Source organism: Variovorax sp. CAN15, from assembly GCF_030462475.1.
Lineage (GTDB): Bacteria > Pseudomonadota > Gammaproteobacteria > Burkholderiales > Burkholderiaceae_C > Variovorax.
In genome coordinates, this window is sequence record NZ_JASMRZ010000011.1 from 75,686 (window position 1) to 98,306 (window position 22,621).

Here is a 22,621-nt window from a genome sequence, read left to right on the forward strand (position 1 = left end):
GTCGCGGCTCCAACAATGCGCCAAACAAGGAACCCCAGGAGACAACGCGCATGTCCGCAGAGCACGCCCATCCGATCCCCGACCGCCACGGCCAGAACCTGTTCACCACCGACGCCGAGCTGCACGCCCTGCTCGCGCTCTACCTGCCCGACGACCTGCGCCGCCACATGCAGCCGCACTTCGAGCGCCTGGGCGGCCTCGCGGGCGGGCTGCTCGACGAGCTGGCCGGCACCGCCGACCGCAACCCGCCCGTGCTGAAGCAGCGCACCCGCACCGGCCTGGACGAGCAGAAGGTCGTCAAGCACCCCGCCTACGTGGAAATGGAGCGCCTCGCGCTCGCCGAATTCGGCCTGGCCGCCATCTCGCACCGCGACGACACGCTGGGCTGGAAGGGCAGGATGCCGCCGCTGGTCAAGTACGTGCTGACCTACCTGTTCGTGCAGGCGGAGTTCGGCCTGTGCTGCCCGGTGTCGATGACCGACTCGCTCACACGCACGCTGAAGAAGTTCGGCAGCCCCGAGCTGGTCGCCAAGTACCTGCCGCGCCTGAGTTCGCTGGACTTCGACGAGCTGGCGCAGGGCGCGATGTTCATGACCGAACAGGCCGCCGGCTCCGACATCGCCGCCACCGCCACGCTGGCCCACCGCGAATCGGACGGCAGCTGGCGCCTCACGGGCGACAAGTGGTTCTGCTCCAACCCCGACGCCGACTTCGCGATGGTGCTCGCGCGCGCCGATGCCGAATCGGGCGGTGCCGCCGGCATGAAGGGCGTGTCGCTGTTCCTGCTGCCGCGCCGGCTGGACGACGGCAGCCTCAACAGCTACCGCATCATCCGGCTCAAGGACAAGCTGGGCACGCGCTCGATGGCCAGCGGCGAGATCCGCCTCGAAGGCGCCACCGCCTGGCTGGTGGGCGAGGAAGGCCGCGGCTTCGTGCAGATGGCCGACATGGTCAACAACTCGCGCCTGTCGAACGGCGTGCGCGCCGCCGGCCTGATGCGCCGTGCGGTGGCCGAGGCCGAATTCATCGCTTCCGAGCGCCGCGCCTTCGGCCGCACGCTGGAACAGATGCCGCTGATGCAGCGCCAGCTCGACAAGCTGCGCCTGCCGGCCGAACAGGCCCGCACCATGGTGTGCCAGACGGCGCAGGCGCTCGCGCGCTCCGACGCGGGCGAGCCCGATGCGTATGCGCTGCTGCGCATCCTCACGCCGCTCATCAAGTTCCGCGCCTGCCGCGACGCGCGCAAGGTCACGGGCGACGCGATGGAAGTGCGCGGCGGCTGCGGCTACATCGAGGAATGGAGCGACGCGCGCCTGGTGCGCGACGCCCACCTGGGCTCGATCTGGGAAGGCACGAGCAACATCGTGGCGCTGGACGTGATCCGCGCGGTGAAGCGCGAAGGCTCGCTGCCGGTGCTGCGCGCGCACTGCGAGAAGCTGCTTGCAGATGCGGCGCTGGCTCCCGCCTTCGCCAAGGCCCTGCGCGACGCGCTGGACCACGCAGCCGCGCTGACCGGAACCGCCGCGCGCGAAGGCGGCGACGTGCTCGCGCGCCAGGCCGCGTCGGCGCTCTATCACTGCGCCAGCGCCATCGCCATGGCCTGGGAGGCCGCGCGCGGCGGCTCCGCGGCGCGCCTGCGCTGGGCTCAGTTGGTGCTGCTGCACCGCGTGCTGCCGCGCGATCCGCTCTCGCCCGATGCGATGCCGGCGGACTGGAACGCCGCGGCCGGTGCGCCCACAGCCGTGCCAGCCTGAGCTTCCTTTCTTTCTTTCTTCCTTCCTTCAAAAAAAACGGAGACATCCCTTGAAACGCTTCACCTTCCTGCTGGCCGCCTGCGCGACGACGCTGCTTGCCGCCATGCCGGCGGCACAGGCCGCCGACGCCTTCCCCACCAAGCCCCTGATGCTGGTCGTGCCCTTCCCGCCCGGCGGCCCGACCGACGCGATGGCGCGCACGCTCGCCGCCGAGATGAAGGACCGGCTCGGCCAGCCGATGATCGTGGAGAACCGCGCGGGCGCCGGCGGCAACATCGGCGCCGAATACGTGGCGCGCGCCGAGGCCGACGGCCACACGCTGATGTTCGGCACCTCGGGCCCTCTGGCCATCAACAAGAGCCTGTACCGCAAGATCAACTACGACCCGGTGAAGAGCTTCGCGCCGGTGATCCAGGTCGGCTACCTGCCGAACATCCTGGTGGTGAACCCCGCGCTGCCGGTGCAGAACGTGCAGGAGCTGGTGGCCTACGCCAAGGCCAACCCTGGCAAGCTCAGCTATGCATCTTCGGGCAACGGCGCCTCGTCGCACCTGGCGGGCGTGCTCTTCAACTCGATGGCGGGCACCGACCTGCAGCACATTCCCTACAAGGGCACCGGCCCCGCGCTCAACGACCTGCTGGGCAACCAGGTCAGCATGACCTTCACCGACATCCTCACCGCGCTGCCCTACGTCAAGGCCGGCAAGCTGCGCGCGCTGGGCGTGGCCACGTCGGCGCGCTCGCAGGCGTTGCCCGACGTACCGACGATCGCGGAGCAGGGCTACAAGGGTTATGACGTGAGCGTGTTCTTCGGCATCGTCGCGCCGGCCGGCACGCCCGCGGACCGCGTAGCCAAGCTGAATCACGCTTTTGCCGAGGTGCTCAACTCACCCAAGGTGAAGCAGATGTTCACCGCCCAGGGTCTGGAAGCATCGGCCGACACATCACCGCAGAAGCTGGGGCAGTTCATCGCCGCGGAGTCGGTCAAGTGGAAGGACGTGGTTCAGAAGTCCGGGGCGCAGCTGGACTGATGCAGTCATTCAGGGCGCGATCACGCCGACGGGGGGACATTCGCGGAGGGGAGTACCCGGTGGCCTGTGCACGCGCCCCGAAAGAAAGAACAAACGAAAGACAGAAATGACACAACCCCAAGGCGCCCTCGCAGGCATCCGCGTGCTGGACATCTCCCGCATCCTCGGCGGCCCCTACTGCGGACAGATCCTCGGCGACCACGGGGCCGATGTGCTCAAAGTGGAGCCGCCACAAGGCGACGACACCCGCACCTGGGGCCCGCCGTTCAAGGAAGGCGTAGCCTCGTACTACCACGGCCTCAATCGCAACAAGCGCGTGCAGCATCTCGACTTCTCGACCGACGAAGGCCGCGAAGACTTTCTCGCGCTGGTGGCCGAGGCCGACGTGCTGATCGAGAACTTCAAGACCGGCACCATGGAACGCTGGGGCATCGGCTACGAGGAACTGTCGAAGCGCTTCCCGCGCCTCGTGTGGTGCCGCGTGTCGGGCTTCGGCGCCGACGGCCCGCTGGGCGCGCTGCCGGGATACGACGCCGCGGTGCAGGCCATGACCGGCATCATGAGCATCAACGGCGAGGCCGACGGCGGCCCGCTGCGCGTGGGCCTGCCGGTGGTCGACATGGTGACGGGCCTCAACGCGGTGATCGGCGTGCTGCTCGCGCTGCAGGAGCGCAGCCGCAGCGGGCGCGGCCAGTTCGTGGAGGCAGCGCTGTACGACAGCGGCCTGTCGCTGCTGCACCCGCATGCGGCCAACTGGTTCATGGACGGCACCGAGCCCCGGCGCACCGGCAACGCACATCCGAACATCTATCCGTACGACGCGCTGGCCACCGGCACCGACCCGGTGTTCGTCGCGGTGGGCAATGACCGGCAGTTCGCGAGCATGTGCCGCTGCATCGGCCTGCCCGAGCTCGCTGAAGACCCGCTCTTCCGCACGGCGGGCGCACGTTCGGTGCATCGCGGGCAACTCAAGCAGCGGCTCGAAGCGGCGATGGCCGCCTTCGACGGCCGCGCGCTGGTCGATCAGCTCATGGCCGCCGGCGTGCCCGCCGCGCCGGTGCTGCCGGTGGACGCAGCGCTGCAGCATCCGCACACCCTGCACCGCGAGATGGTGGTGGAAATGCCCGGCGGCTACCGCGGCATCGGCGCGCCGGTGAAGCTGAGCCGCACGCCGGCCAGCTACCGGCATGCGCCGCTCACGCCGGGCGACGCCTTCCTGCCGCAGGACTGATGGACTGACGTACCGGCCGGACGACTGCCTCAGCGCGGCACCGCGCGTCCGCGCCCGATGCCGTAGTACGCGATGCCAGCGGCCTCCACCTGCGCCGCGTCATACAGGTTGCGGCCGTCGAAGATCGCCGGCATGCGCAGTTCCCGCGCGATCTGCGCAAGGCCGGTCTCGCGGAACACCGGCCACTCCGTCACCAGCGCCAGCACGTCGGCGCCCTGCAGCGCCTCTGGCGCGGTGGCGCACCAGCGCAGGCCGTCGCGCTCGCCGATGATGGCGCGCGCATTCGCCATCGCCGCCGGGTCGTGCGCCTGCACGCGCGCGCCGGCCGCCAGCAGCCGCTCCAGCAGCACCAGGCTGGGCGCGTCGCGCATGTCGTCGGTGTCGGGCTTGAAGGCCAGGCCCCACAGGGCGACGGTCTTGCCCGCAATGCGGCCTTCGAAGTGGTGCGTCATCAGCTCGAACAGCCGGCCCTTCTGCTCGTCGTTCACGGCCTCGACCGCCGAGAGGATGCGCAGCGCATGGCCGTCGCGCTCGGCCATGCGCGTCAGCGCGCGCACGTCCTTGGCAAGGCAGGAGCCGCCGTAGCCCGCGCCAGCCTGCAAGAAACCAGGGCCGATGCGGCGGTCCGCGCCGATGCCGCGCCGCACCATCTCGATGTCCGCGCCCACATGCTCGGCTACGCGCGCCATCTCGTTCATGAAGCTGATGCGGGTGGCGAGCATCGCGTTGGCCGCGTACTTGGTGAGTTCGGCCGAGCGGCGGTCCATCACCAGCAGCTGCCTTTGCGGGTCCCGGATGAAGGGCGCGTAGAGCCGGGTCAGCAGCTCGATGGCCCACGGGTCCGCGCTGCCGATCACCACGCGGTCGGGCTGGCGGCAGTCGCGCACGGCCGAGCCTTCGCGCAGGAACTCGGGGTTCACCGCCACCGCGACGCGGTGCCGCGCGCCACGTTGCGAAAGCTCGCCGCCCAGCACGGACTCGACCTGCGCGGCCGTTCCGACGGGCGCGGTCGATTTGCAGACCACCAGCGCGTCACGGTCGCGATGCCGCCCGATGGCGGCGGCCACCGCGATCACATGCCGCAGGTCGACCCGCCCTTGCGCATCGGCCGGCGTGTTCACCACGATGAAGAGCACATCGCCATGCTCGCAGGCCGCGCGCTCGTCGGCCGTGAACCGCAGGCTGCCGGCAGCGATGCCCGAGGCCACCAGCGTCTCCAGTTCCGGCTCGTGCAGCGGCATCAGGCCGCGCTTCAGCCCCTCGATGCGCGCCGGGTCCGCGTCCGCGCAGAGCACCTCGTGGCCCGCCTCGGCCAGGCAGGCGGCGAAGCTCAGGCCCACGTAGCCCGCGCCGAAGATGCTGACTTTCATGGGCGAGCCCATGGCGTGCGGCACTGGTGGCGGGCGCGGTTGTGCGATAAAAGCAGGATGCAAGCCTTCAAAACGATGTCCGGACAGGAAAATTCGATGATGCCCGATCAAGTTGCCGCGCGTTGCGCGCTGGTCCTGGAGACCAACAACCTGCGCGGCGGAGCCGATGCAGAGGCCAGGGCGGGTGCCAGCCTGCAGCGCCTCGTCGCCCTGCTGGCGAAACAGAAACTGCCGCTGAACTCGCTCGCGCAGGTGGTCATCACCCACGACGGGCTGAGCGCCGCCACCTGCGAGGCCGTGAGCGCGCTCGCGGGCCGCCCGGTCGACTTCGTGCGCATCGACGCGAGCACCGGCTACTACGACGCCAAGAACGCCGGCTTCGCGGCCACCGATGCGCAGCGCTGCACGCACGTGGTGTTCGCCGACGCCGACTGCCTGCCCGACGACGACTGGCTGCTGCAGATGCTGCTGCCCTTCACCAGGGGCGCCGACGCGCCCGCCGTGGTGGCCGGGCGCACCAGCTACGCCGCCAACGTGGTCGGCACCGCGCTCACCACCATCGACTTCATGTACTTCCCGAACGCCGGCCATGCCGGCGCCACGAGCAACTTCTACGCGAACAACGTCGCCTTCCGCCGCGAGGTGTTCGAAGAGCACAGCTACCAGGCGCTGGACGGCGTGTACCGCGCGCACTGCCAGGTGCTGGGCATGCGGCTGAAAGCGGCGGGCGTGCCGATCCACTACGCGGCCGCCGCCCACACCGAGCACCGCCTGCCCGACACGCGCGCCGAGGCGCTCAAGCTGCGCTGGATGCGCGGGCAGGACACTTGCTCGCTCACGCCGCACCTGCTGCGCAGCTACGTCTCGCCGCGCTGGCAGTGGCTTGCCAGGAGCGGGCCGATCGGGCCGCTGGCCGTGCTCTTCACGCGGCTGGGCTTCAGCATGAAGGCGCTCAACCATCAGGACCTGCCGCCGCTGCGCGGACTGCGCTGGCTCGCGGGCGTGGCGCTCATCCTCGGCTTCTCGGCGGTCGACATGCTGGGCGCGTTCGCGCGCGGCATCGGCTGGCACACCACCGGGCGCACCAACGCGGATGCGCAGGCGCTGTCGTATCACCGGCCCTGATCGATTCCTCTCTCCTTTCCGCAGAAGAAGAACAACCAGGACCATGCGCAACTTCTCTTCACTTTCCCTCCGCCGCACGGCAATGGGCCTCGCGCTCGCGAGCGCCTTCACGCTGGCCGGCGCCGCCGACTTCGCCGGCCGCGGCGTCTTCAACTTCAAGTCCGATGCCGGCTGCCCCTTCGCGGCGCTCGCGGGCGCCGGCGGCGAATGCAACCGCCTCGCGCTGGACGACGCCGACACCCACGCCGCGCTCGACCCCGCGGCCCACACCATCCGCTTCGCAAGCACCCGCAGCTACCCCGAGAAGACCATCGTCGGCGACGTGCTGCTGCAGGGCTCGGGCCGCGCGCGCGACGGCCAGCGCGTGCCGCTGACCTTCCACGCGCTGCTGAGCCGTTCGGGCAGCGAGTGGTCGGTGAGCAGCCATGCCCACTCGCCCGTGAGCGGCGAGTTCGACGACATCCGCATCGATCCGTACAAGGTGACGGTGAACGAGCCCGGCACCGAGCGCGTGATGCTCACCCCCGAGCAGATCGTGGAAGCGCTGGCCAAGCCCTCGTTGACCGCGCGGCTGGCCAACGTGTTCGTGCAGGTGGACGACAACCGCGCCGAAGGCGCGAGGGATGCCGACATCACCATCGGCCTTGGCCTGAGCCGGGCCTCGAAGTCGGTGGCGCGCGCGCGTTTCCKCGCGCCGGGCGCCAGGGGCCGCGACCTGGCCGAGGCGATGCAGCAGGGCAACTGGACGCTGGAGCTGCAGGCGCTCAGCGGCCAGATCCCGCGACAGGTGATCCAGCGCGACATGTTCCTCTACGGGCTCGAATCGCAGTCGCTGCTGCAGCCCCTGCTGCAGCGCGGCTTCCACAAGAACGAGAAGCTGCTGCTGGGCGCCGCCAACGGCAAGGGCTACATCCGCTACGACGGCCAGCAGCGCGAGTTCGCGGGCGCCGACGCGGCCGCGCGCGCCTTCCTGCAGGACAGCTTCATCGGGCTGGTGCTGGGCTGGCAGCAGCAACAGCCGCAGACGGTGAAGACCAAGGCCGATGGCCGTTGATTCACCAGCCGGCACCGCGCCCGGCTTCGACTGCCTCTCGCCGCCAAGGCTGCGCGGCTGGCCCGCGCTGCAGGCCTGGCTGGTGCATCACGTCAAACGCGCCGCGCTGCGCCAGCTGCATGCGAGCAACGAGGGCGAGATGCTGCTGCTGCGCTTCTACCTGGTGGGCGAAGAATCTTCCGAGCAGGCGCTGCAGCGCGAGCTGCGCATCGCGCCGCCCGAATGGCTCGCGCGCCAGCTCGACCAGCACCTGGCCGACGAGCAGCTGCACGCGCGCCTGTTCGCGCAGGCCATCGTCGAGCGCGGCGGCAGCGCGCAGGCCGCTGCATCGCCCGAAGAGGCGCCACGGCCCGACTGGTTCAGCCGACGCAAGCTCGCGCGCTGGCAGGCGCTGATCCGCCGCCACGCGCCGCACTTCGCGCAGGGCGGGCTGGTGCCGGCCTATGCCATCGGCCTCGCGGCCGAGCAGATGGCCTCGCGCATCCTGCAGCGCCACTGCGCGCTGATCGGCCCTCGGCACGCGCTGCACCCGCTGCTGTCGCGCGTGATGGCCGACGAGGAGCGCCACATCCGCCTGTGCAGCCACACCTTGCAGCGCTGCGTGGCGCCGCACGAAGAGACGCGGCTCGCGCAGCTGATGCGCGAGGTGCGCGACACCGAGCGCGGCTTCGGCGTGACCGGCGCGGCCGGCATGTGGCTGGCCGGCGTGGCGCTGCGCCTGCGCCCCGGCGCGGCTCGGCCGATACGGCACCACGCCTGAGCGATGCCGCCGCGCATCCTCTACCTCGCGACCGCGGACGCGCGCGGCCACCTGATGCGCGCCCAGTTGCTCGCGCACGCGCTGCGCGAGGCCGGTGCGCAGGTGCGCGTGCTCACCACCTCGGACGAAGGCGCGCGCTTTCTGGCCGGCTTCGGCATCGACGCGCGGGTGCTCTCGCGCCACTACGCGGTGCAGTTCGACACGCAGCAGAACATGCTGCGCCGCGAGACCGACCGCAACGTGGCGCTGTACATGTTCAGGCCCGAGCGCATGCTGCGCGACGTGTGGCGGCTGCGCGCGCACTTCCGCGATGCCGACCTGGTGGTGAACGACTCCTTCCACCCCGCGCTGCTGCTGATGGGCTGGCTGCCGTTCTGGCGGCGCAAGGTGGTGCACGTGTACGGCGCGAGCCTGCGGCATGCGCTGGAAACCAACTTCGGCGGCCGCATGCCGGGCTTCGTCGCGCGCCTCTTCGGCGGCATCGTGGCCTGGCAGATCGACCGCAGCCTCGCACGCATCGAGCACGACTTCGCCTACGGCGAGCCGCGGCACGACGGGCACGGCCGCCACCGGCTGGCCACGCCGGTGGCGGTGGTCGACGCGGTGGACAGGGGCGACGCGGCGCAGCAGCGCGTCGCGGCCGTGTACCTCAATCCGCACTTCCAGGAACCGGCGCTGGCCGACGGGCTGGAGCGGGGCCTCGCCGACGCGGGCGTGCCGGCGCACCTCGTCGGCGAGGGCTATGCGCACCGCCCGCACTGGCATGCGCGCGACGAGCACTGGATCGAGACGGCCGCGCACAGCGCCTTCATCGTCTCGGCGCCGGGCATGGCGGCGCTGTCGATCGCGGCGGTCTACCGCAAGCCGATCCTGCTGCTGCTCACCGACCAGCCCGAGCAGGCGATCAACGCGGGCCGCGCGGCGCAGCTCGGGCTGGCGCATCGCGTGGTGGTGTGGCGCGGCGATGCGCGGAAGTTCGCGCGGGCCGTGGCGGCCGCGGCCGATGAGTTGCTTGCCATCGCGGCCGAGTCCGGGGACGCCACCGAAGGACGCCAGGCCGCACTCGACCGGCTCGGGCGCTGGACCGCGCTGCTTATGGCCCTGGCCACCAAGGCAGGCAACTGATCGCGCCGCGCTCCGCCTCTCCCAGGGCATGGGATCGCTGGGCGTACTAGGGCCTGTTCACACTATTTCCGGGGTCGCGGAAATAGTGTGAACAGGCCCTAATCGAGCGAAAGGTTCAGGTCGCGGATCAGCGGATGCCACCGCGCCGACTCGCCCTGCAGCAGTGCCGCGAAGCGCGACGGCGTGTCGCCCGCGGGCTCCACGCCGAACTCGGCCAGCCTGCGCTGCACGGCGGGGTTGTGGATGGCGCTGGCCACCGACTGCTGCAGCCGCGAGACGATCTCGCCCGGCGTGTTGGCGGGCACCACCAGGCCCAGGAGCGCGGCGGCTTCCACGCGCGGCAGGCCGATCTCGGCGAAGGTGGGCACGCGCGGCAGCTGCGCCAGGCGCGCGGGGTTCGCCACCGCCAGCGGGCGCAGCCTGCCGCCCGGGATGAAGCGGCGCGAGGCGGCCAGGTCGCACATCATCACCGGCAGCTGGCCGCCGGCCACGTCGGCCACCGCGGCCGCGGCGCTGCGGTAGGGCACGTGCACCATCTCCAGCCCGGCCTCGCGCTCGAGCAGTTCCATCGCCAGGTGCTGCGGGCTGCCGGTGCCGGCCGAGGCGAAGCTGACCTTGCCGGGAAAGGCGCGCGCGTCGTCGATGAAGGCCCGCGCGTCCTTCACGCCGCTGGCCGGGCCGACCAGCAGCACCATCGGCAGCCGCCCGAGCAGGGTGACGGGCGCGAAGTCGCGCGAGGGGTTGTAGCTGAGGTTGCGGTACAGCGCCGGGTTGAACACCAGCGTGCCGCTGTCGGCCGACAGCAGCGTGTAGCCGTCGGCCGGTGCGCGCGCCGCCTCGATGGCACCCAGCGCGGTGTTGCCGCCCGCGCGGTTCTCGATGATCACCTGCTGGCCCGAGTCGATGGCCAGCTGGGCGCCGATGGTGCGCGCGACGATGTCCGTGCCCACGCCGGCCTGGTAGGGCACGATCCAGCGGATGGGCTTGGAGGGATAGGCGAACTGCGCCTTCGCCGCGCGCGGCGGCCATGCCGTGGCCGCGAGTGCGGTCATGGCCAGCAATTGCTGCAGAAACGGTCGGCGGCGTGTCATGGGGCGGACGGGTTCTGCGCCATGGTAGTGGCATCGCCGTGCGCCGCGCGATACGGGACGCGCGAGGCCACAAGGGCCGAGCGGGATCAGGAGGGAGTCAGCGGGATCAGGGCGCGACCGGATTGCCCGGCGTGCCGGCCTCGCGGGCCGATGCCGCGGCGGCGGCCACGGCCGGTGTGCGGTAGGTGACGTTCACGGCGGGCGCCGCGGCAGCAACAGGCGCCACGGGGGCCGCGGGCTCCGGCGGCGGACGCGTGATCTTGACCAGCGGAGCCCTCCGGACCGGCGCGGCGGCCACGGGGACTGTCGGAATGACCGGGCCCACGGGCGTGAATGGCGCCGCGGGTGTCGAGTAATACTGGACCGGGGCAGGCGCGGCTGCGGCAGCCGGCAAAGCCACGGGGGCGGCAGAGGCCACCGCGCCAGCCGCTGGTGGCGCTCCGGCCGCCGTGGCCGGCGCCACGGGAGCCACCGGCTGCCCCTTCGGGTCGTAGAGCATGGCGCTCTTGCTCACCCCGGTGCGCACCGGCCCCACGCCGACGCCCACGCCGGCCGAGCCCGACACCTGCCCGCCGTTGTTCACCGCCACGCCCGCGCCGAGCGGGCCGAAGCCGGTGTTCAGTCCGACGGAGAAATTGCCGTCCTTCGTGGCGCCGAGCCCCAGCGAGAGCCCGGGCACCAGCGGAATGCCGACGTGATAGTGGGAACAGCCGCCCGTCAGGAGCAACAGCGCCGCCGCCGGAACGACGGCTGCTGCACGGATGACGCGCGGCCGACCGTTCACACCAGCAGCGCGTTGACGCGCCTCACGTAGGCCGCAGGGTCCGCCGGCAGGCCGCCTTCGGCCAGCAGCGCCTGGTCGAAGAGGATGTTGGCCAGATCGTCGAAGTGCGCCGAGCCTTCGAGCTTCTTCACCAGCGGATGCTCGGCGTTGACCTCGAGCACCGGCTTCAGCTCGGGCGCGGGCTGGCCGGCCTGCTTGAGCATGCGCGCGAGCTGCGTGCTCATGCCGCCGTCCTGCACCACGAGGCAGGCGGGCGAATCGACCAGGCGGGTGGTCACGCGCACGTCTTCGGCCTTGTCCTTGAGCGCTTCCTTGAGCTTCTCCAGCAGCGGCTTGAACGACTCGGCGGCTTCCTCGGCGGCCTTCTTCTCGGCCTCGTCCTGCAGCTTGCCGAGGTCGACCGCGCCCTTGGCCACACTCTGCAGCGGCGTGCCGTCGAACTCGTTGAGGTAGTTCAGCGCCCACTCGTCGACGCGGTCGGTCATCAGCAGCACCTCGATGCCCTTCTTCTTGAAGACTTCGAGCTGCGGGCTGTTCCTGGCGGCGGCGAGCGTGTCGGCGGTGATGTAGTAGATGGCGTCCTGGCCTTCCTTCATGCGGGCCTTGTAGTCCGCGAAGCTCACGCTCACCGTGTCGGTGGTGGTGGAGGCGTAGCGCAGCAGCTTGGCGATGCGATCGCGGTTGCCGAAGTCCTCGCCCAGGCCTTCCTTGAGCACCGAACCGAACTCGGCGTAGAACCTGGCGTACTTGCCCGATTCGTCGGCGGCAGCAGCGGCGGTTTCGGCGGCGGTGGGCGCGTTCTTGTCGACCACGTCGGTCACACCCTCGGTCGGCTCGGGAGCCGGCACCGATTCGCCCGAGCCCACGTCGATCCTGCCCTCACCACTTTCCGGCGCGGTCTTCTGCTTCTTCGCCAGGTCTTCGAGCATGCCGAGCACGCGCTTGGTGCTGCCTTCGCGGATGGCCTTCACGTCGCGGCTTTCCTGCAGCAGCTCGCGGCTCACGTTCAGCGGCAGGTCGGCCGAGTCGATCACGCCCTTCACGAAGCGCAGGTAGCTGGGCATCAGCGCCTCGGCGTCGTCCATGATGAAGACGCGCTTGACGTACAGCTTCACGCCCGCGCTCTTGTCGCGGTTCCACAGGTCGAAGGGCGCCTTGGCCGGGATGTAGAGCAGCTGCGTGTACTCGGTGCTGCCTTCCACGCGGTTGTGGCTCCAGGCGAGCGGCGCCTCGTAGTCGTGGCTGATGCTCTTGTAGAACTCTTCGTACTGCTCGGTGGTGATGTCCTTCTTGGGGCGGCTCCACAGGGCGTTGGCCTTGTTGACAGTTTCCCACTCGCCGGTCTTCACCATGTCGCCGGGCTGGTCGTTCTCGCCGTCCTTCCACTCTTCCTTCTCCATGAGGATGGGCAGGGAGATGTGGTCGGAGTACTTGCCGACGATCTGCTTGAGCTTCCAGGCGTTGAGGAACTCGTCGGCACTGTCCTTTTCGTCACTGCGCAGATGCAGCGTGATGCTGGTCCCGCGCTCGGCACGCGTGATGTCGGCCACCTCGAAGTCGCCGGCGCCGCCGCTCACCCAGCGCACGCCCTGGTCGGCCGGCAGGCCCGCGCGGCGCGATTCGACGGTGATCCTGTCGGCCACGATGAAGCCCGAGTAGAAGCCCACGCCGAACTGGCCGATGAGCTGAGCGTCGGCCTTCTGGTCGCCGCTGAGCTTGCTCATGAAGTCCTTGGTGCCGCTCTTGGCGATGGTGCCGAGGTTGTCGATCGCCTCCTGGCGCGACAGGCCGATGCCCTTGTCGGTGATGGTGATGGTGCGCGCGGCCTTGTCGAAGCTCAGGCGCACGTCGAGCGTGGGCTGGTCTTCGTACAGCTCGGGATGGTCGAGCGCCTCGAAGCGCAGCTTGTCGCAGGCGTCCGATGCGTTCGAGATCAGCTCGCGCAGGAAGATTTCCTTGTTCGAGTAGAGCGCATGGGTGACCAGATGCAGCAGTTGTGCGACTTCGGCCTGGAACGGAAGTTTGGTGTTGGAGGAATCAGCCATGGAAATTGAAATGTCGAAACCGGAAAAATTCTAAGTCGGGCGCGGCGCCGCAGAGCGCCGCCACGCCAACGTCTTCAATTGGGCCGTCTTTTGTTCTCATCAAGAGCAAATGAAATCCAACGTTCCATTTTTTGGCTTTCCGAAGGCCCGATGCCCGTGTCTCCTCTGGGGAAAACCCTCCGCCCCCCGAAAAATTGACTCTTGTTAACAGTTCTGAAATATCCTGACGACTGCCAGGAAGTGACACGAACAGGGGTGCAGCCCCGGGGAGCGAGACAAGGGATGACTTCTGATGACTTGCACGTCGCCAGGGGCCGTTTCCGGCCCGCCCGGAGCCGCGAGGCGCCCGGTAGCCGCCCTTGTATGGATCGAGTGCACGACCGCCCTCGCGTGGCTGTCCTGTGCGCAGGCACAGGCGGAGCCCCAGCAGAAACCCCAGCAGGCGACGGCCCCGGCCGCCCATGTCGTGGCTGACGCGCGCATCGAATCCCTCGACCGTGCCCAGGCGGAGCAGGCGCGGCTGAAGGCGCTCATCGAATCCGCGCCCAAGGCCTACGAAGACCGCTTCATGACTCCCGACACAGCCCCGTCGGACAAGGCTTCGGCCGACGACTCGCCCGAGGCCGCGCAGCCCGAGGGCTACCGCGCCTGGCTGGTGGAAAGCCGCATCGGCTTCGGCGAGGCCACCACCACAGGCTACGGCCGCCAGCGCGCCACCGAGCTGGGCCAGCGCTTCGAGTACCGCCGCGAGACGCTCAACTACGGCGAGTTCGTGCTGCAGGCCGATGGCCGCCACCTGGGTGGCGACAACACCACGGGCAGCTTCGGCATCGGCTCGCTGGGCTATGCGCGCGAGAACACCAGCGGCCGCTTCACGCTGCGCAACCTCGGCTTTCCGCTGACCACGCAGACCTTCGCCGACACCACCGTGGGCGACACCTACAGCGAGCTCACCGACGGCCTCTCGCGCAACTACAGGCTCTCGCTGGGCTCGACCACGGTGCGCGGCGCCTCCACGCGGGTCTTCAGCAGCGAGTTCGACCTGCGCGCCGGCTTCGGCCAGCGCGGCAACCTCACGGGCGGGCCGTACCCCGGCTTCGAGAAGAGCCAGGGCACGCTGGGCTGGCTCGGCGCCACGCTGCGGCTGGACGAGAAGTGGTTCACCGCGTTCCAGCTCGACCAGGCGCGCAACGTCGCCGCCTACTACTACGACCCGCTGACGGCCCAGGGCTTCGGCCGCAAGGACGTCACGAGCTGGGCCACCTCGCTGGGCTACGGCCGCGACGTGCTGCGCGACGGCGACTTCAAGGCGCGCGCCACGCTGGTGGGCAGCCGCGTGAGTTCGCCCACGCCGGGCGTGCCCACCGGCGATTCGCACGGCCTCTTCGTCGAGGCGAGCGCGCGCACCGGCCTGTACCGCCACGAGTTCGGCGCCTACACCGCGCGGCCCAACCTCTATTTCGGCGACTACGCGCTGGCCACCGGCACGCGCGGCGCCTACTGGCGGGTGGACCGCAACACCAGCCGCATGAGCTGGGGCGCCGGCCTGGACTACGAGCGCGCGGCGGCCGACGCGAGCTTTCGCCTCTCGGGCTACCGGCGCGTGGGCGCGAACGGCAACTTCCAGTACCTCTTCGACCGCTACAACTCCGTCGGCGGCAGCGTGAGCGCCTACCGCACGCGCTACGAGGGCTATCCGGACGGCAGCCTGCTCCCGGGCACCGCGATCGGTGGCGGCGACGGCCGCAGCCTCTACGGCAGCGCCTTCTACCAGACCCGTTTCTTCGACTGGCCGCGCAGCCGCTTCACGCTGACGGTGCGCCGCAACGAGCTGATCGTGCTGGGCGACTCCGCCGCCACCGGCCAGGAAGTGCAGTGGGAGCAGGACTGGATCGGCGGGCGCTACGAGACCATGCGCCCCGAGCTCACCACCACCATCGGCCATGCGCGCGACCGCAGCGGCGGCACCGGGCGCAGCTACCCGACGGCGGGCCTGCAGTTCCGCTACTGGATCGACGGCGGCTTCAACGTGGGCGGCAACCTGCGCTACACCTCGCAAAGCGGCGGCCTCTACACCAGCCGCGGCCTGTCGGGCTCGCTCACGGCCGAGAAGGACCTGGGCTCGGGCTGGCGGCTGGGCTTCGTCGCCAACTTCAACCAGGCGCGGGCATCGCTGCTGCCGACTTCGTGGTCGGCTCCCAATCTCTATCGCAGCAACGAGAAGACCGCTTATGTCTACCTGCGCTGGGAGGGCAGCGCCGGCACCGGCTACCGGGCGGCCGGCATGCGCGCCGAAGGGCCGGGCGGGGGCAGCGCGTCGGGCCGGGTGTTCTACGACGCCAACCGCGACGGCGAGGAGCAGGCTGGCGAAGGCGGCGTCTCGGGCGTCGAGGTGCTGCTAGACGGCCGCTACCGCGCTGTCACCGACCGCGACGGCCGCTTCGAATTTCCGCTGGTGACCACCGGCCGCCATCAACTGACGCTCAGGCTCGAGAGCGTGCCGCTTCCATGGGGCGCGGCCGGCGAGAACGGGGTGAGCGTCAACGTTCCGCTGCGCGGCCATGCCAGCGTGGCGATCCCCGTCGTCAAGGTGGGCGAATGAACCGCGCCGGCCTGCCAGCAGCCCCTTTCCCCACCCCAGTGCATTCAACCCAAGGAGACTTCATGACCAGAGCCCCCATCTCCCGCAAACTGCCGGTCCTCTGCCTCGCGGGCCTCGCGCTGGCCGGCGGCAATGCCGTGGCCGAGAGCCAGTACGGCTCCGGCACGGGCACGATCACCGCGCAGGCCAAGGTGAACCTGAGCGTGACGGTGCCCAAGCTGATCCTGCTGCGCGTGGGCTCGACCGACACCACGGTCGACACAGTGACCTGGACCTCCGCCCTCAGCATTCCGGCCGTGCCCACCACGCCGGTCACCGGCAACAACACCAACGTGGACTGGAACGGCGCGGCCCCCACCGTCACGCCCGCTTCGACCACGAACACGCTCAACGTGTACGCCTGGACCAACGCCGGCGCCGGCACCATCAACTGCGCCATGGGCACCTGGGCGCCCGCCACCGGCGGCCCGGCGAACGCGGACTTCACCGTCGCGACCACCGGCACGCTGCCGCACCCGGGCGCCAACCTCGGCGCCTGCGCCTCGACCTCGTTCCCCTCGAACGCGGTGGCCACGGGCACCTGGGCCTACACGCTCGGCGGCACGCCCGCCGGCTGGGTCGCGGGCACCTACACGAACACCATCACGTACACCGCACAGGGCATCTGATGCCGGCGCAGGCGGTGGTGACGGCGATGGCGCTCGCTGCGGCGGCCGTGCTCGCCGCCATGCCCGCGCGCGCCGTCATCACCACCGTGACCGACACCGGCAGCACCTACGGCCTCACGCTTCGCGTGGGATCGGCCGGCGCGACCGTCGACACGGTGGCCTTCAGCGTGACCGGCGCCAATGCCGGGCTGACGCCCACGGCCGTGACCGGCACGCCGGCCATCAGCGTCTGGGTGATGCCGGTGCGTCCCGTGGCCAACACCACGGTGGCACGGCCGGTGACGCTGCGCGTCGACTCCTCCACCGGCCTGAGCTGCCAGTCGGGCGGCTGCGGCACCACGGTCATTCCCTTCAGCAAGGTCAGCTGGGTGGCCACCAACAACAGCAGCGCCGCCTCGGGCGACATCCAGAGCGGCCGCTTCGACGGCACCGCCACCCAGTCGATCGCGAGCTACAACGCGAACGCGACCTTCTGCACGGGACTGCTGTGCCTGCTGGGCATCGGCACCTGGACCTACCTGTCGAACAACATCACGGCCACGCAGCTGCAGTTCTCCTACGACAACAACGTGATCTACCCGGGCGGCAATTACAAGGGCACCGTGCGCTTCACGGCGTCGATGGAATGAACGCCGCTTGCTTTCCTCGCCTTCCTTGCCTCTTTCGCCGACGCACGGCCGCGGCGCCGCTGGCGGTGCTGCTCCTGTGCACCGCCGCGCTCCATCCCGCGCGGGCGACGATCGCCCGGCTCGACGACTCCGCCTCGCCGCGCGCGCAGGTGCGCAGCGACTTCGGCAATGCCCAGGGCATGGACGGCAACATGCTGGTGCTGCCCCTCGGGCGCGTCGAATACCGGCTGGCCACCGCGTCCCACGTGGGCCGGCGCGCGCGCATCTTCTACGTGATCCCGGCGATGGTCGCGGGCCTGCGCTCTCCCGCCGGCATGCAGGTGCAGTGGCGCGGCAACGGCGTCTTCGCGAGCGGCAGCGGCCGCCCCGGCGACCGGGTGCAGGTGTGGAACGGCGTGATCCAGTCGCCATGGATGAACGAAACCTTCGAGCTGACGCTGCGCGTCGATCCGCGCGAGCTGCGCATGCCATCGGGCTCGGCGCTGAGCTTCGAGTCGTTCTTCGAGATCGAAACCCTGCCATGAAAGCTTCCGCCCTTCTCCTGTCCTCCTTGCTGCCGCTGGCGGCGGCCGGTACGGTCGCGGCCGCGCCCTTCGAGCTCGCCGTCACCCCCTCGCGCTTCGAGCTGACGGGCAAGGCCGGCGCGCGCCTCGGGCAGTCGCTCGACATCCACAACCTGGCCTCGACCGCCTCCGAGGTGACGATGCGCACCATCGACTGGAGCTACTCGGCCGAGGGCAACATCGGCTATCACGACGAACTGCTGCCCGGCAGCTGCAGGCCGTGGGTGGTGCTGGAGCGGCGCAGCGTGACGGTGCCCGCGCGCGGCAAGCGATCGTTCCGCTTCCAGGTCGAACCGCCGGCCGACGCGCCGCGCGGCGAGTGCCGCTTCATGATCGCCATCGAGGGCTCGGAGCCGGCGCAGCAGACCGTCATCCGCAGCGGCGGCGCCAGCCTGAGCCTGCCGGTGACGGGCCGCATCGCGGTGGCGGTGTACGTCATGCTCGACGGCGCGGAGCCCAGGCTGGAGATCAGGCAGATCGCCAGCGGAGAAGCCGGCGGCGCGCGCCGCGCGGTGGTGACGGTGGCCAACACCGGCGACGCGCACGGCCGGCTCGAAGGCAGCCTGGACGCCACCGACAGCAAGGGCCTCGCGTTCGAGCTGGTGCCCGAGGGCACGCCGATCCTGCCGGGCCAGACACGCACGCTGGCGCTGGTGCCCAAGGGCGAGGGCGGACAGCCGCCGCCGCAGCCCGTCTACCCGGTGAAGGCCAGCGGCCGGCTGGACTGGGACAAGGGCAGCTTCAAGGTGGACGTGGAACTGAAATGAACATCCGCGCGATGCATGGCGCCGGCACGCTCGCCGTCGTGCTGGGCATGACAGGGGCGCAGGCCGCCTCCAGCACCGCCGGCCCCAGCGCGACCGTGCCGCTGAGCACCGGCGTGAACCTGGACTTCACCATCGCCATCGACAAGTTCATCTTCTTCCGCATCGGCGACGGCGCCTGGCCCACGCCGGGCGGCACCATCAGCACGGTGAGCTTCGTGCTCACGCCGTCGATTCCGGCCGTGCCCACCACGCCGGTCGCTGGCAACAACACACCGGTGAACTGGAGCGGCGCGGCGCCCGGCTTCAGCGTCACGCCCTCGGGCAACGCGCTGCCGGTGGAGGTGCGCAGCAACGCGGGGCAGATCACGCTGCGGGCCAGCGCGACGACGCCGCTGGCGAACGGCGCCAACACGATCCCGCTGTCGGAGATCACCATCGCCAGCAGCGATGCCAACCTGCCCGCGCCGCAGATTCCGAACACCGGGACGGGCACCGCAGTGAACGTCGTGGGCACCGCCTTCACCAACCTCGTCACCCAGCGCGCCGCGACCTGGACCTTTTCCTACGCGAACCTCGCCAGCCGCACCGCCGGCACCTACACCGGGCAGGTCACCTTCACCGCCAGTTCGCCCTGACTGGGCCGCCGCGCAGCCAGGTCAGCTGGCGCCAGGATCGCTCGCCAAGGCTCCGGGGTGGATTCAGGAGCTTTGCATGAACAAGAAAAAGGGCCGGGAGCCGCCTACCTCGGCAAGGACTCGACCTCGCGCGTCCAGCGGTCGATGAGACGCTTGCGCTCGGCCGCCTTGCCGTACTTCTCGAAGTCGTACCTGATGAGCTTCACATCGGCCATCGACGGGATGCGCGGGTCGGGCTTGAAGGTCTTGTTGGCCGGCGACTGCAGGCTGCCCGACTTGCCGCCGATGGCCTGCCCCGCGGGGCTCATCAGCCAGTCGTAGTAGCGCCTGGCGTTCTCCTTGTTGCGCGCGCCCTTCACGAGGGCGATGCCGCCGATCTCGTAGCCCGTGCCCTCGCAGGGCGCGGCGGTCTTCACCGGAAATTTGTCGTAGCGCCAGCGCTCGAAGCCGAAGATGAAGCTCACGCCGATGGCCACCTCTCCCTTGGCCACGTTGGGCGCCTGCGCCTGGCCGCTACGGGTGTAGCTGGTCACGTTCCTGTGCAGCTTCTTCAGGTAGTCGAAGGCTTCTTCCTCGCCCATCTGCTGCACCAGGCCCGCGATGATGGTGTAGGCCGTGCCGCTGGTGGCGGGATGCGAGATCTCGATCTCGCCCTTGTATTCGGGCTTGATCAGGTCGGCCCAGCATTTCGGCTCGGGCAGCTTCTTCTTCCTGAGCACGTCGGTGTTGAAGCCGAAGCCGATGGCGCTGGTGTAGAAGCCGCCCACCATGTTCTGCGACAACGCGTACTGCCGCACCGCCCAGTCGTGCAGGTCGTTGATGTAGGCCGGGCGGTAGGGCTCCAGCAGGCCCTGCTCGGCCGCCTGCAGGAACGGGTCGCCGGTGCCGCCCCACCAGATGTCGGTCTTGGGATTGGCGGCCTCGGCGCGCAGCTGGGCGCCGATCTCGCCGGTGCCCTTGTGGGCCTGCTGCACCTTGATGCCGGTCTCGCGCGTGAAGGCCGTGGCAGCGGCCTCGCACCAGCCGGCGTCGGTGCTGCACAGTGCGTTGACGGTGCCCTGGGCCGCGGCGTTCGGCGCACCCACAAGGGCGGCCGCGGCAATGCCTGCTGCGGCGGCGATGTGACGGATGGCGGATGGGCGCATGCGCGAATCTCCTCGTTGTCGTTGTTGGAAGGCGCAGGATAGCGCTCGACAGCCGCTCAGCGTGCAGCCAGCAACGGCGGCAGGTGCTCGGCCAGCCAGTCGGTCACCACGCGCGTCTTCAGCGGCAGGTAGCGGCTGCGCGAACGTATCAGGTTCAGCTCGAAGCCGAAGGGCCGGGGCTCGTCGAACACGCGCACCAGCGTGCCGGCCGCGAGCGCATCGGCCGCCAGCCAGGCCGGCAACCGCGCGAGGCCCATGCCGCCGACGGCCGCCTCCAGCAGCACCTCGGCGCTGTCGCAGCGCAGCCGCGAGGGCGGCGTCACCTCGACGAGGCGGCCCTCGACATCGTGGAAGCGCCAGGACGAGACCTGCCCGTCGCGCGCGTAGAGCACGGCCCCGTGCCCGTTCAGTTCGTCGATGCCGGCGGGATGCCCGTGCGCGGTAAGGTAGGCGGGCGAGGCGCACAGCACCATCCATTGCACGCCGACCGGCCGTGCGACCAGCTCCGTGCTGTCGGCGAGCTCGCCGCTGCGGATGGCGAGATCGAGCCCCTCCTCGACGAGATCGACGCGCCGGTCGTTGAACGAGAGCTCCAGCGACAGCTGCGGATGGTTGCGCGCCAGCGCCAGCAGCAGGGGCCCGACCTTCAGCCGGCCCAGCATCGCCGGCATGCTCAGGCGCACGAGCCCCGAGGCTGTGCTGCGCGCCACGTCGGCGATGGCCTCGGCCGCTTCGAGTTCAGCCAGCGCGCGGCGGCAGCGCTCGTAGTAGCCGTGGCCTTCCTGCGTGAGGCTCTGGCTGCGCGTGGTGCGCAGGAAGAGCCGCGTGTCCAGCCGCGATTCGAGCCGCGCGATGCTCTTGGCGACGGCCGAGCGCGTGACGTGCAGGCGCTGTGCGGCCAGGGCGAAGCTGCCCGCCTCCACCGCCGCGACGAATTCTTCTATGCCTTGCAGACGCTGGCTTATCGGATACTTTCAGGCGCCATTGATCGGAAAATTATCCACCACCGGATAACTTTGATCGTCAATAGCATGAAGGCTTCCTGTCTTTCTTCCCCTGGAGCCCATTCATGCAAGAACCCCGAACGCTGCGCCGCTGGCAGCTTCCCGAATTCGGCCGCGCCCATCTCGAGCAGGCCGAGGCCCCGGTGCCCGAGCCGGGTGCAAACCAGATCCTCGTGAAGGTGGGCGCCGTGTCGCTCAACTACCGCGACCTGCTGATGATCCGCGACGGCATGGGCATGGCGATCGGCATGCCCTTCGTGCCCGGCTCCGACATGGCCGGCACCGTGGAGGCCGTGGGCCCCGGCGTGACGCGTTTCGCGGTCGGCGACCGCGTCGTCAACACCTTCTGGGGCGGCTGGATCGACAGCCACTGGCATGCCGACACCACGCTGCTCGGCGGGCCCGGCCCCGGCATGCTGGCCTCGCACGTGCTGCTCGATGCGGCCTGGGCGACGGCGGCGCCCGGGACGCTGAGCCTGGCCGAAGCCAGCACGCTGCCCTGCGCGGGCCTCACTGCGTGGTTCGCGCTGGTCGAGACCGGCGCGCTGCGCGCTGGCGAGACGGTGCTGATCCACGGCACCGGCGGCGTCGCGCTCTTCGGCCTGCAGATCGCACGGCTGCATGGCGCGCGGGCCATCGTGGTGACGGGCGGCGACGATGCCAAGCGTGCGCAGGCCCTCGCGCTCGGGGCCTCGCACGCGCTCTCGCGCGACGGCGACTGGCCCGCCGAAGTGCGGCGCCTCACGCAAGGACGCGGTGCCGACCACGTGCTCGAACTCGCGAGCGGACCGAATCTCGACCGCTCGCTGCAGGCCGTCAAGCAGGGCGGGCGCGTGTCGATCATCGGCATGCTCGGCGGMGAGACGCTGAGCGCGTCGTTCTACGCGATGGTGCTGGGCCGCGTGACGGTGCAGGGCATCGGCGTGGGCCATCGCCGCGCGCTCGAAGATCTCGTGCGCGCCGTCGATGCGAACGCGCTCAAGCCGGTGATCGCGGCAAGCTACGGCTTCGACGCATTGCCCGATGCGCTCGACCACCTGGAGCGCGGCGCGTTCGGAAAGATCGTCGTGACGGTGTAAAAGATCACGAAACGAACTGGTGCGGCAGATGCAACGCAGTTGCGGCAGTGCACAAAAGCCGCGCCATCCGTGAACAGGTTCCGTTAGTGCCAACGACTTGCTCGACGCTCCCTCTTCGCGTTCCTAGAATCCGCCCGCGCATCGCCTCGCGGCCCGCGCG

20 protein-coding genes are annotated in these 22,621 nt (G+C 70.2%); 14 read left to right on the forward strand and 6 right to left on the reverse strand.

Annotation, left to right across the window (positions count from 1 at the left end; translation table 11 throughout):
• Positions 1–50: 50 nt before the first annotated feature.
• The 3 genes from QMO14_RS10935 (at position 51) to QMO14_RS10945 (ending at position 4,015) form a co-directional block, all read left to right on the forward strand.
• Positions 51–1,754, forward strand: a complete 1,704-nt coding sequence (locus QMO14_RS10935) for an acyl-CoA dehydrogenase family protein (protein WP_301507028.1) — start codon at positions 51–53, stop codon at positions 1,752–1,754.
• A gap of 103 nt (positions 1,755–1,857) precedes the next feature.
• Complete coding sequence (locus QMO14_RS10940; protein ID WP_301507122.1) at positions 1,858–2,784, forward strand: tripartite tricarboxylate transporter substrate binding protein; 927 nt, start codon at positions 1,858–1,860, stop codon at positions 2,782–2,784.
• A 106-nt stretch (positions 2,785–2,890) separates the two neighbouring features.
• On the forward strand, positions 2,891–4,015 hold the full coding sequence (locus QMO14_RS10945) for a CaiB/BaiF CoA-transferase family protein (protein WP_301507029.1): 1,125 nt from the start codon (positions 2,891–2,893) through the stop codon (positions 4,013–4,015).
• Between the two features lie 29 nt (positions 4,016–4,044).
• Here QMO14_RS10945 and QMO14_RS10950 read toward each other — a convergent pair whose 3' ends face one another.
• Positions 4,045–5,385, reverse strand: coding sequence for a UDP-glucose/GDP-mannose dehydrogenase family protein (locus tag QMO14_RS10950; RefSeq protein ID WP_301507031.1), 1,341 nt, complete (start codon positions 5,383–5,385; stop codon positions 4,045–4,047).
• A gap of 96 nt (positions 5,386–5,481) precedes the next feature.
• On the opposite strand from QMO14_RS10950, the gene QMO14_RS10955 reads away from it, so the two are divergent.
• From QMO14_RS10955 to QMO14_RS10970, 4 genes are read left to right on the forward strand one after another with little or no spacing between them, the layout of a single operon-like run.
• A complete protein-coding gene (locus QMO14_RS10955) occupies positions 5,482–6,510 on the forward strand; it encodes a glycosyltransferase family 2 protein (RefSeq protein WP_301507033.1) in 1,029 nt (342 codons plus the stop codon).
• Between the two features lie 43 nt (positions 6,511–6,553).
• On the forward strand, positions 6,554–7,564 hold the full coding sequence (locus QMO14_RS10960; protein ID WP_301507035.1) for a hypothetical protein: 1,011 nt from the start codon (positions 6,554–6,556) through the stop codon (positions 7,562–7,564).
• Entirely contained in the window at positions 7,554–8,324 is a 771-nt protein-coding gene (locus tag QMO14_RS10965) for a hypothetical protein (RefSeq protein WP_301507037.1), read from the forward strand. Before QMO14_RS10960 ends, QMO14_RS10965 begins: the two co-directional genes overlap by 11 nt.
• A gap of 3 nt (positions 8,325–8,327) precedes the next feature.
• Complete coding sequence (locus tag QMO14_RS10970; RefSeq protein ID WP_301507039.1) at positions 8,328–9,449, forward strand: hypothetical protein; 1,122 nt, start codon at positions 8,328–8,330, stop codon at positions 9,447–9,449.
• Between the two features lie 98 nt (positions 9,450–9,547).
• On the opposite strand, the gene QMO14_RS10975 is transcribed toward QMO14_RS10970, so the two are convergent.
• The 3 genes from QMO14_RS10975 to htpG form a co-directional block, all read right to left on the reverse strand.
• Entirely contained in the window at positions 9,548–10,501 is a 954-nt protein-coding gene (locus QMO14_RS10975) for a tripartite tricarboxylate transporter substrate binding protein (protein WP_301507041.1), read from the reverse strand.
• 145 nt (positions 10,502–10,646) lie between these two features.
• Positions 10,647–11,324 carry a hypothetical protein gene (locus QMO14_RS10980; RefSeq protein ID WP_301507042.1) on the reverse strand — a complete coding sequence of 226 codons (678 nt, stop codon included), beginning with the start codon at positions 11,322–11,324 and terminating at the stop codon, positions 10,647–10,649.
• Positions 11,321–13,369 (reverse strand): molecular chaperone HtpG, encoded by a 2,049-nt coding sequence (gene htpG, locus QMO14_RS10985; RefSeq protein ID WP_301507044.1) that lies wholly within the window; start codon positions 13,367–13,369, stop codon positions 11,321–11,323. Before htpG ends, QMO14_RS10980 begins: the two co-directional genes overlap by 4 nt.
• A gap of 466 nt (positions 13,370–13,835) precedes the next feature.
• Between htpG and QMO14_RS10990 the strand changes: the two genes are divergently transcribed.
• The 6 genes from QMO14_RS10990 (at position 13,836) to QMO14_RS11015 (ending at position 19,233) form a co-directional block, all read left to right on the forward strand.
• A complete protein-coding gene (locus QMO14_RS10990) occupies positions 13,836–15,971 on the forward strand; it encodes a hypothetical protein (protein ID WP_301507046.1) in 2,136 nt (711 codons plus the stop codon).
• A gap of 62 nt (positions 15,972–16,033) precedes the next feature.
• On the forward strand, positions 16,034–16,639 hold the full coding sequence (locus tag QMO14_RS10995; protein WP_301507048.1) for a hypothetical protein: 606 nt from the start codon (positions 16,034–16,036) through the stop codon (positions 16,637–16,639).
• The gene (locus QMO14_RS11000) at positions 16,639–17,268 is read left to right on the forward strand and encodes a hypothetical protein (protein WP_301507050.1); all 630 of its coding nucleotides are present in this window, start codon (positions 16,639–16,641) and stop codon (positions 17,266–17,268) included. Before QMO14_RS10995 ends, QMO14_RS11000 begins: the two co-directional genes overlap by 1 nt.
• Complete coding sequence (locus tag QMO14_RS11005) at positions 17,265–17,792, forward strand: hypothetical protein (RefSeq protein ID WP_301507052.1); 528 nt, start codon at positions 17,265–17,267, stop codon at positions 17,790–17,792. Before QMO14_RS11000 ends, QMO14_RS11005 begins: the two co-directional genes overlap by 4 nt.
• Entirely contained in the window at positions 17,789–18,598 is an 810-nt protein-coding gene (locus QMO14_RS11010) for a hypothetical protein (RefSeq protein WP_301507054.1), read from the forward strand. Before QMO14_RS11005 ends, QMO14_RS11010 begins: the two co-directional genes overlap by 4 nt.
• Positions 18,595–19,233 carry a hypothetical protein gene (locus QMO14_RS11015; RefSeq protein WP_301507056.1) on the forward strand — a complete coding sequence of 213 codons (639 nt, stop codon included), beginning with the start codon at positions 18,595–18,597 and terminating at the stop codon, positions 19,231–19,233. Before QMO14_RS11010 ends, QMO14_RS11015 begins: the two co-directional genes overlap by 4 nt.
• A gap of 104 nt (positions 19,234–19,337) precedes the next feature.
• Here the strand turns inward: QMO14_RS11015 and QMO14_RS11020 are convergent, their stop codons facing one another.
• Entirely contained in the window at positions 19,338–20,378 is a 1,041-nt protein-coding gene (locus QMO14_RS11020; RefSeq protein WP_301507058.1) for an ABC transporter substrate-binding protein, read from the reverse strand.
• 56 nt (positions 20,379–20,434) lie between these two features.
• Complete coding sequence (locus QMO14_RS11025) at positions 20,435–21,343, reverse strand: LysR family transcriptional regulator (protein WP_301507124.1); 909 nt, start codon at positions 21,341–21,343, stop codon at positions 20,435–20,437.
• Between the two features lie 104 nt (positions 21,344–21,447).
• Here QMO14_RS11025 and QMO14_RS11030 point away from each other — a divergent pair, with 104 nt between their 5' ends.
• Positions 21,448–22,461 carry an NAD(P)-dependent alcohol dehydrogenase gene (locus tag QMO14_RS11030; protein ID WP_301507060.1) on the forward strand — a complete coding sequence of 338 codons (1,014 nt, stop codon included), beginning with the start codon at positions 21,448–21,450 and terminating at the stop codon, positions 22,459–22,461.
• The last annotated feature ends 160 nt before the right edge of the window (positions 22,462–22,621 follow it).

Coding starts and splice junctions, on each gene's coding strand:
- QMO14_RS11005 (WP_301507052.1), top strand. CDS start 17,265: ATGAACGCCGCTTGCTTTCCTCGCCTTCCTTGCCTCTTTCGCCGACGC.
- QMO14_RS11000 (WP_301507050.1), top strand. CDS start 16,639: ATGCCGGCGCAGGCGGTGGTGACGGCGATGGCGCTCGCTGCGGCGGCC.
- QMO14_RS10975 (WP_301507041.1), bottom strand. CDS start 10,501: ATGACCGCACTCGCGGCCACGGCATGGCCGCCGCGCGCGGCGAAGGCG.
- htpG (WP_301507044.1), bottom strand. CDS start 13,369: ATGGCTGATTCCTCCAACACCAAACTTCCGTTCCAGGCCGAAGTCGCA.
- QMO14_RS10995 (WP_301507048.1), top strand. CDS start 16,034: ATGACCAGAGCCCCCATCTCCCGCAAACTGCCGGTCCTCTGCCTCGCG.
- QMO14_RS10955 (WP_301507033.1), top strand. CDS start 5,482: ATGATGCCCGATCAAGTTGCCGCGCGTTGCGCGCTGGTCCTGGAGACC.
- QMO14_RS11015 (WP_301507056.1), top strand. CDS start 18,595: ATGAACATCCGCGCGATGCATGGCGCCGGCACGCTCGCCGTCGTGCTG.
- QMO14_RS11020 (WP_301507058.1), bottom strand. CDS start 20,378: ATGCGCCCATCCGCCATCCGTCACATCGCCGCCGCAGCAGGCATTGCC.
- QMO14_RS11010 (WP_301507054.1), top strand. CDS start 17,789: ATGAAAGCTTCCGCCCTTCTCCTGTCCTCCTTGCTGCCGCTGGCGGCG.
- QMO14_RS10970 (WP_301507039.1), top strand. CDS start 8,328: ATGCCGCCGCGCATCCTCTACCTCGCGACCGCGGACGCGCGCGGCCAC.
- QMO14_RS10950 (WP_301507031.1), bottom strand. CDS start 5,385: ATGAAAGTCAGCATCTTCGGCGCGGGCTACGTGGGCCTGAGCTTCGCC.
- QMO14_RS10945 (WP_301507029.1), top strand. CDS start 2,891: ATGACACAACCCCAAGGCGCCCTCGCAGGCATCCGCGTGCTGGACATC.
- QMO14_RS10965 (WP_301507037.1), top strand. CDS start 7,554: ATGGCCGTTGATTCACCAGCCGGCACCGCGCCCGGCTTCGACTGCCTC.
- QMO14_RS10940 (WP_301507122.1), top strand. CDS start 1,858: ATGCCGGCGGCACAGGCCGCCGACGCCTTCCCCACCAAGCCCCTGATG.
- QMO14_RS10935 (WP_301507028.1), top strand. CDS start 51: ATGTCCGCAGAGCACGCCCATCCGATCCCCGACCGCCACGGCCAGAAC.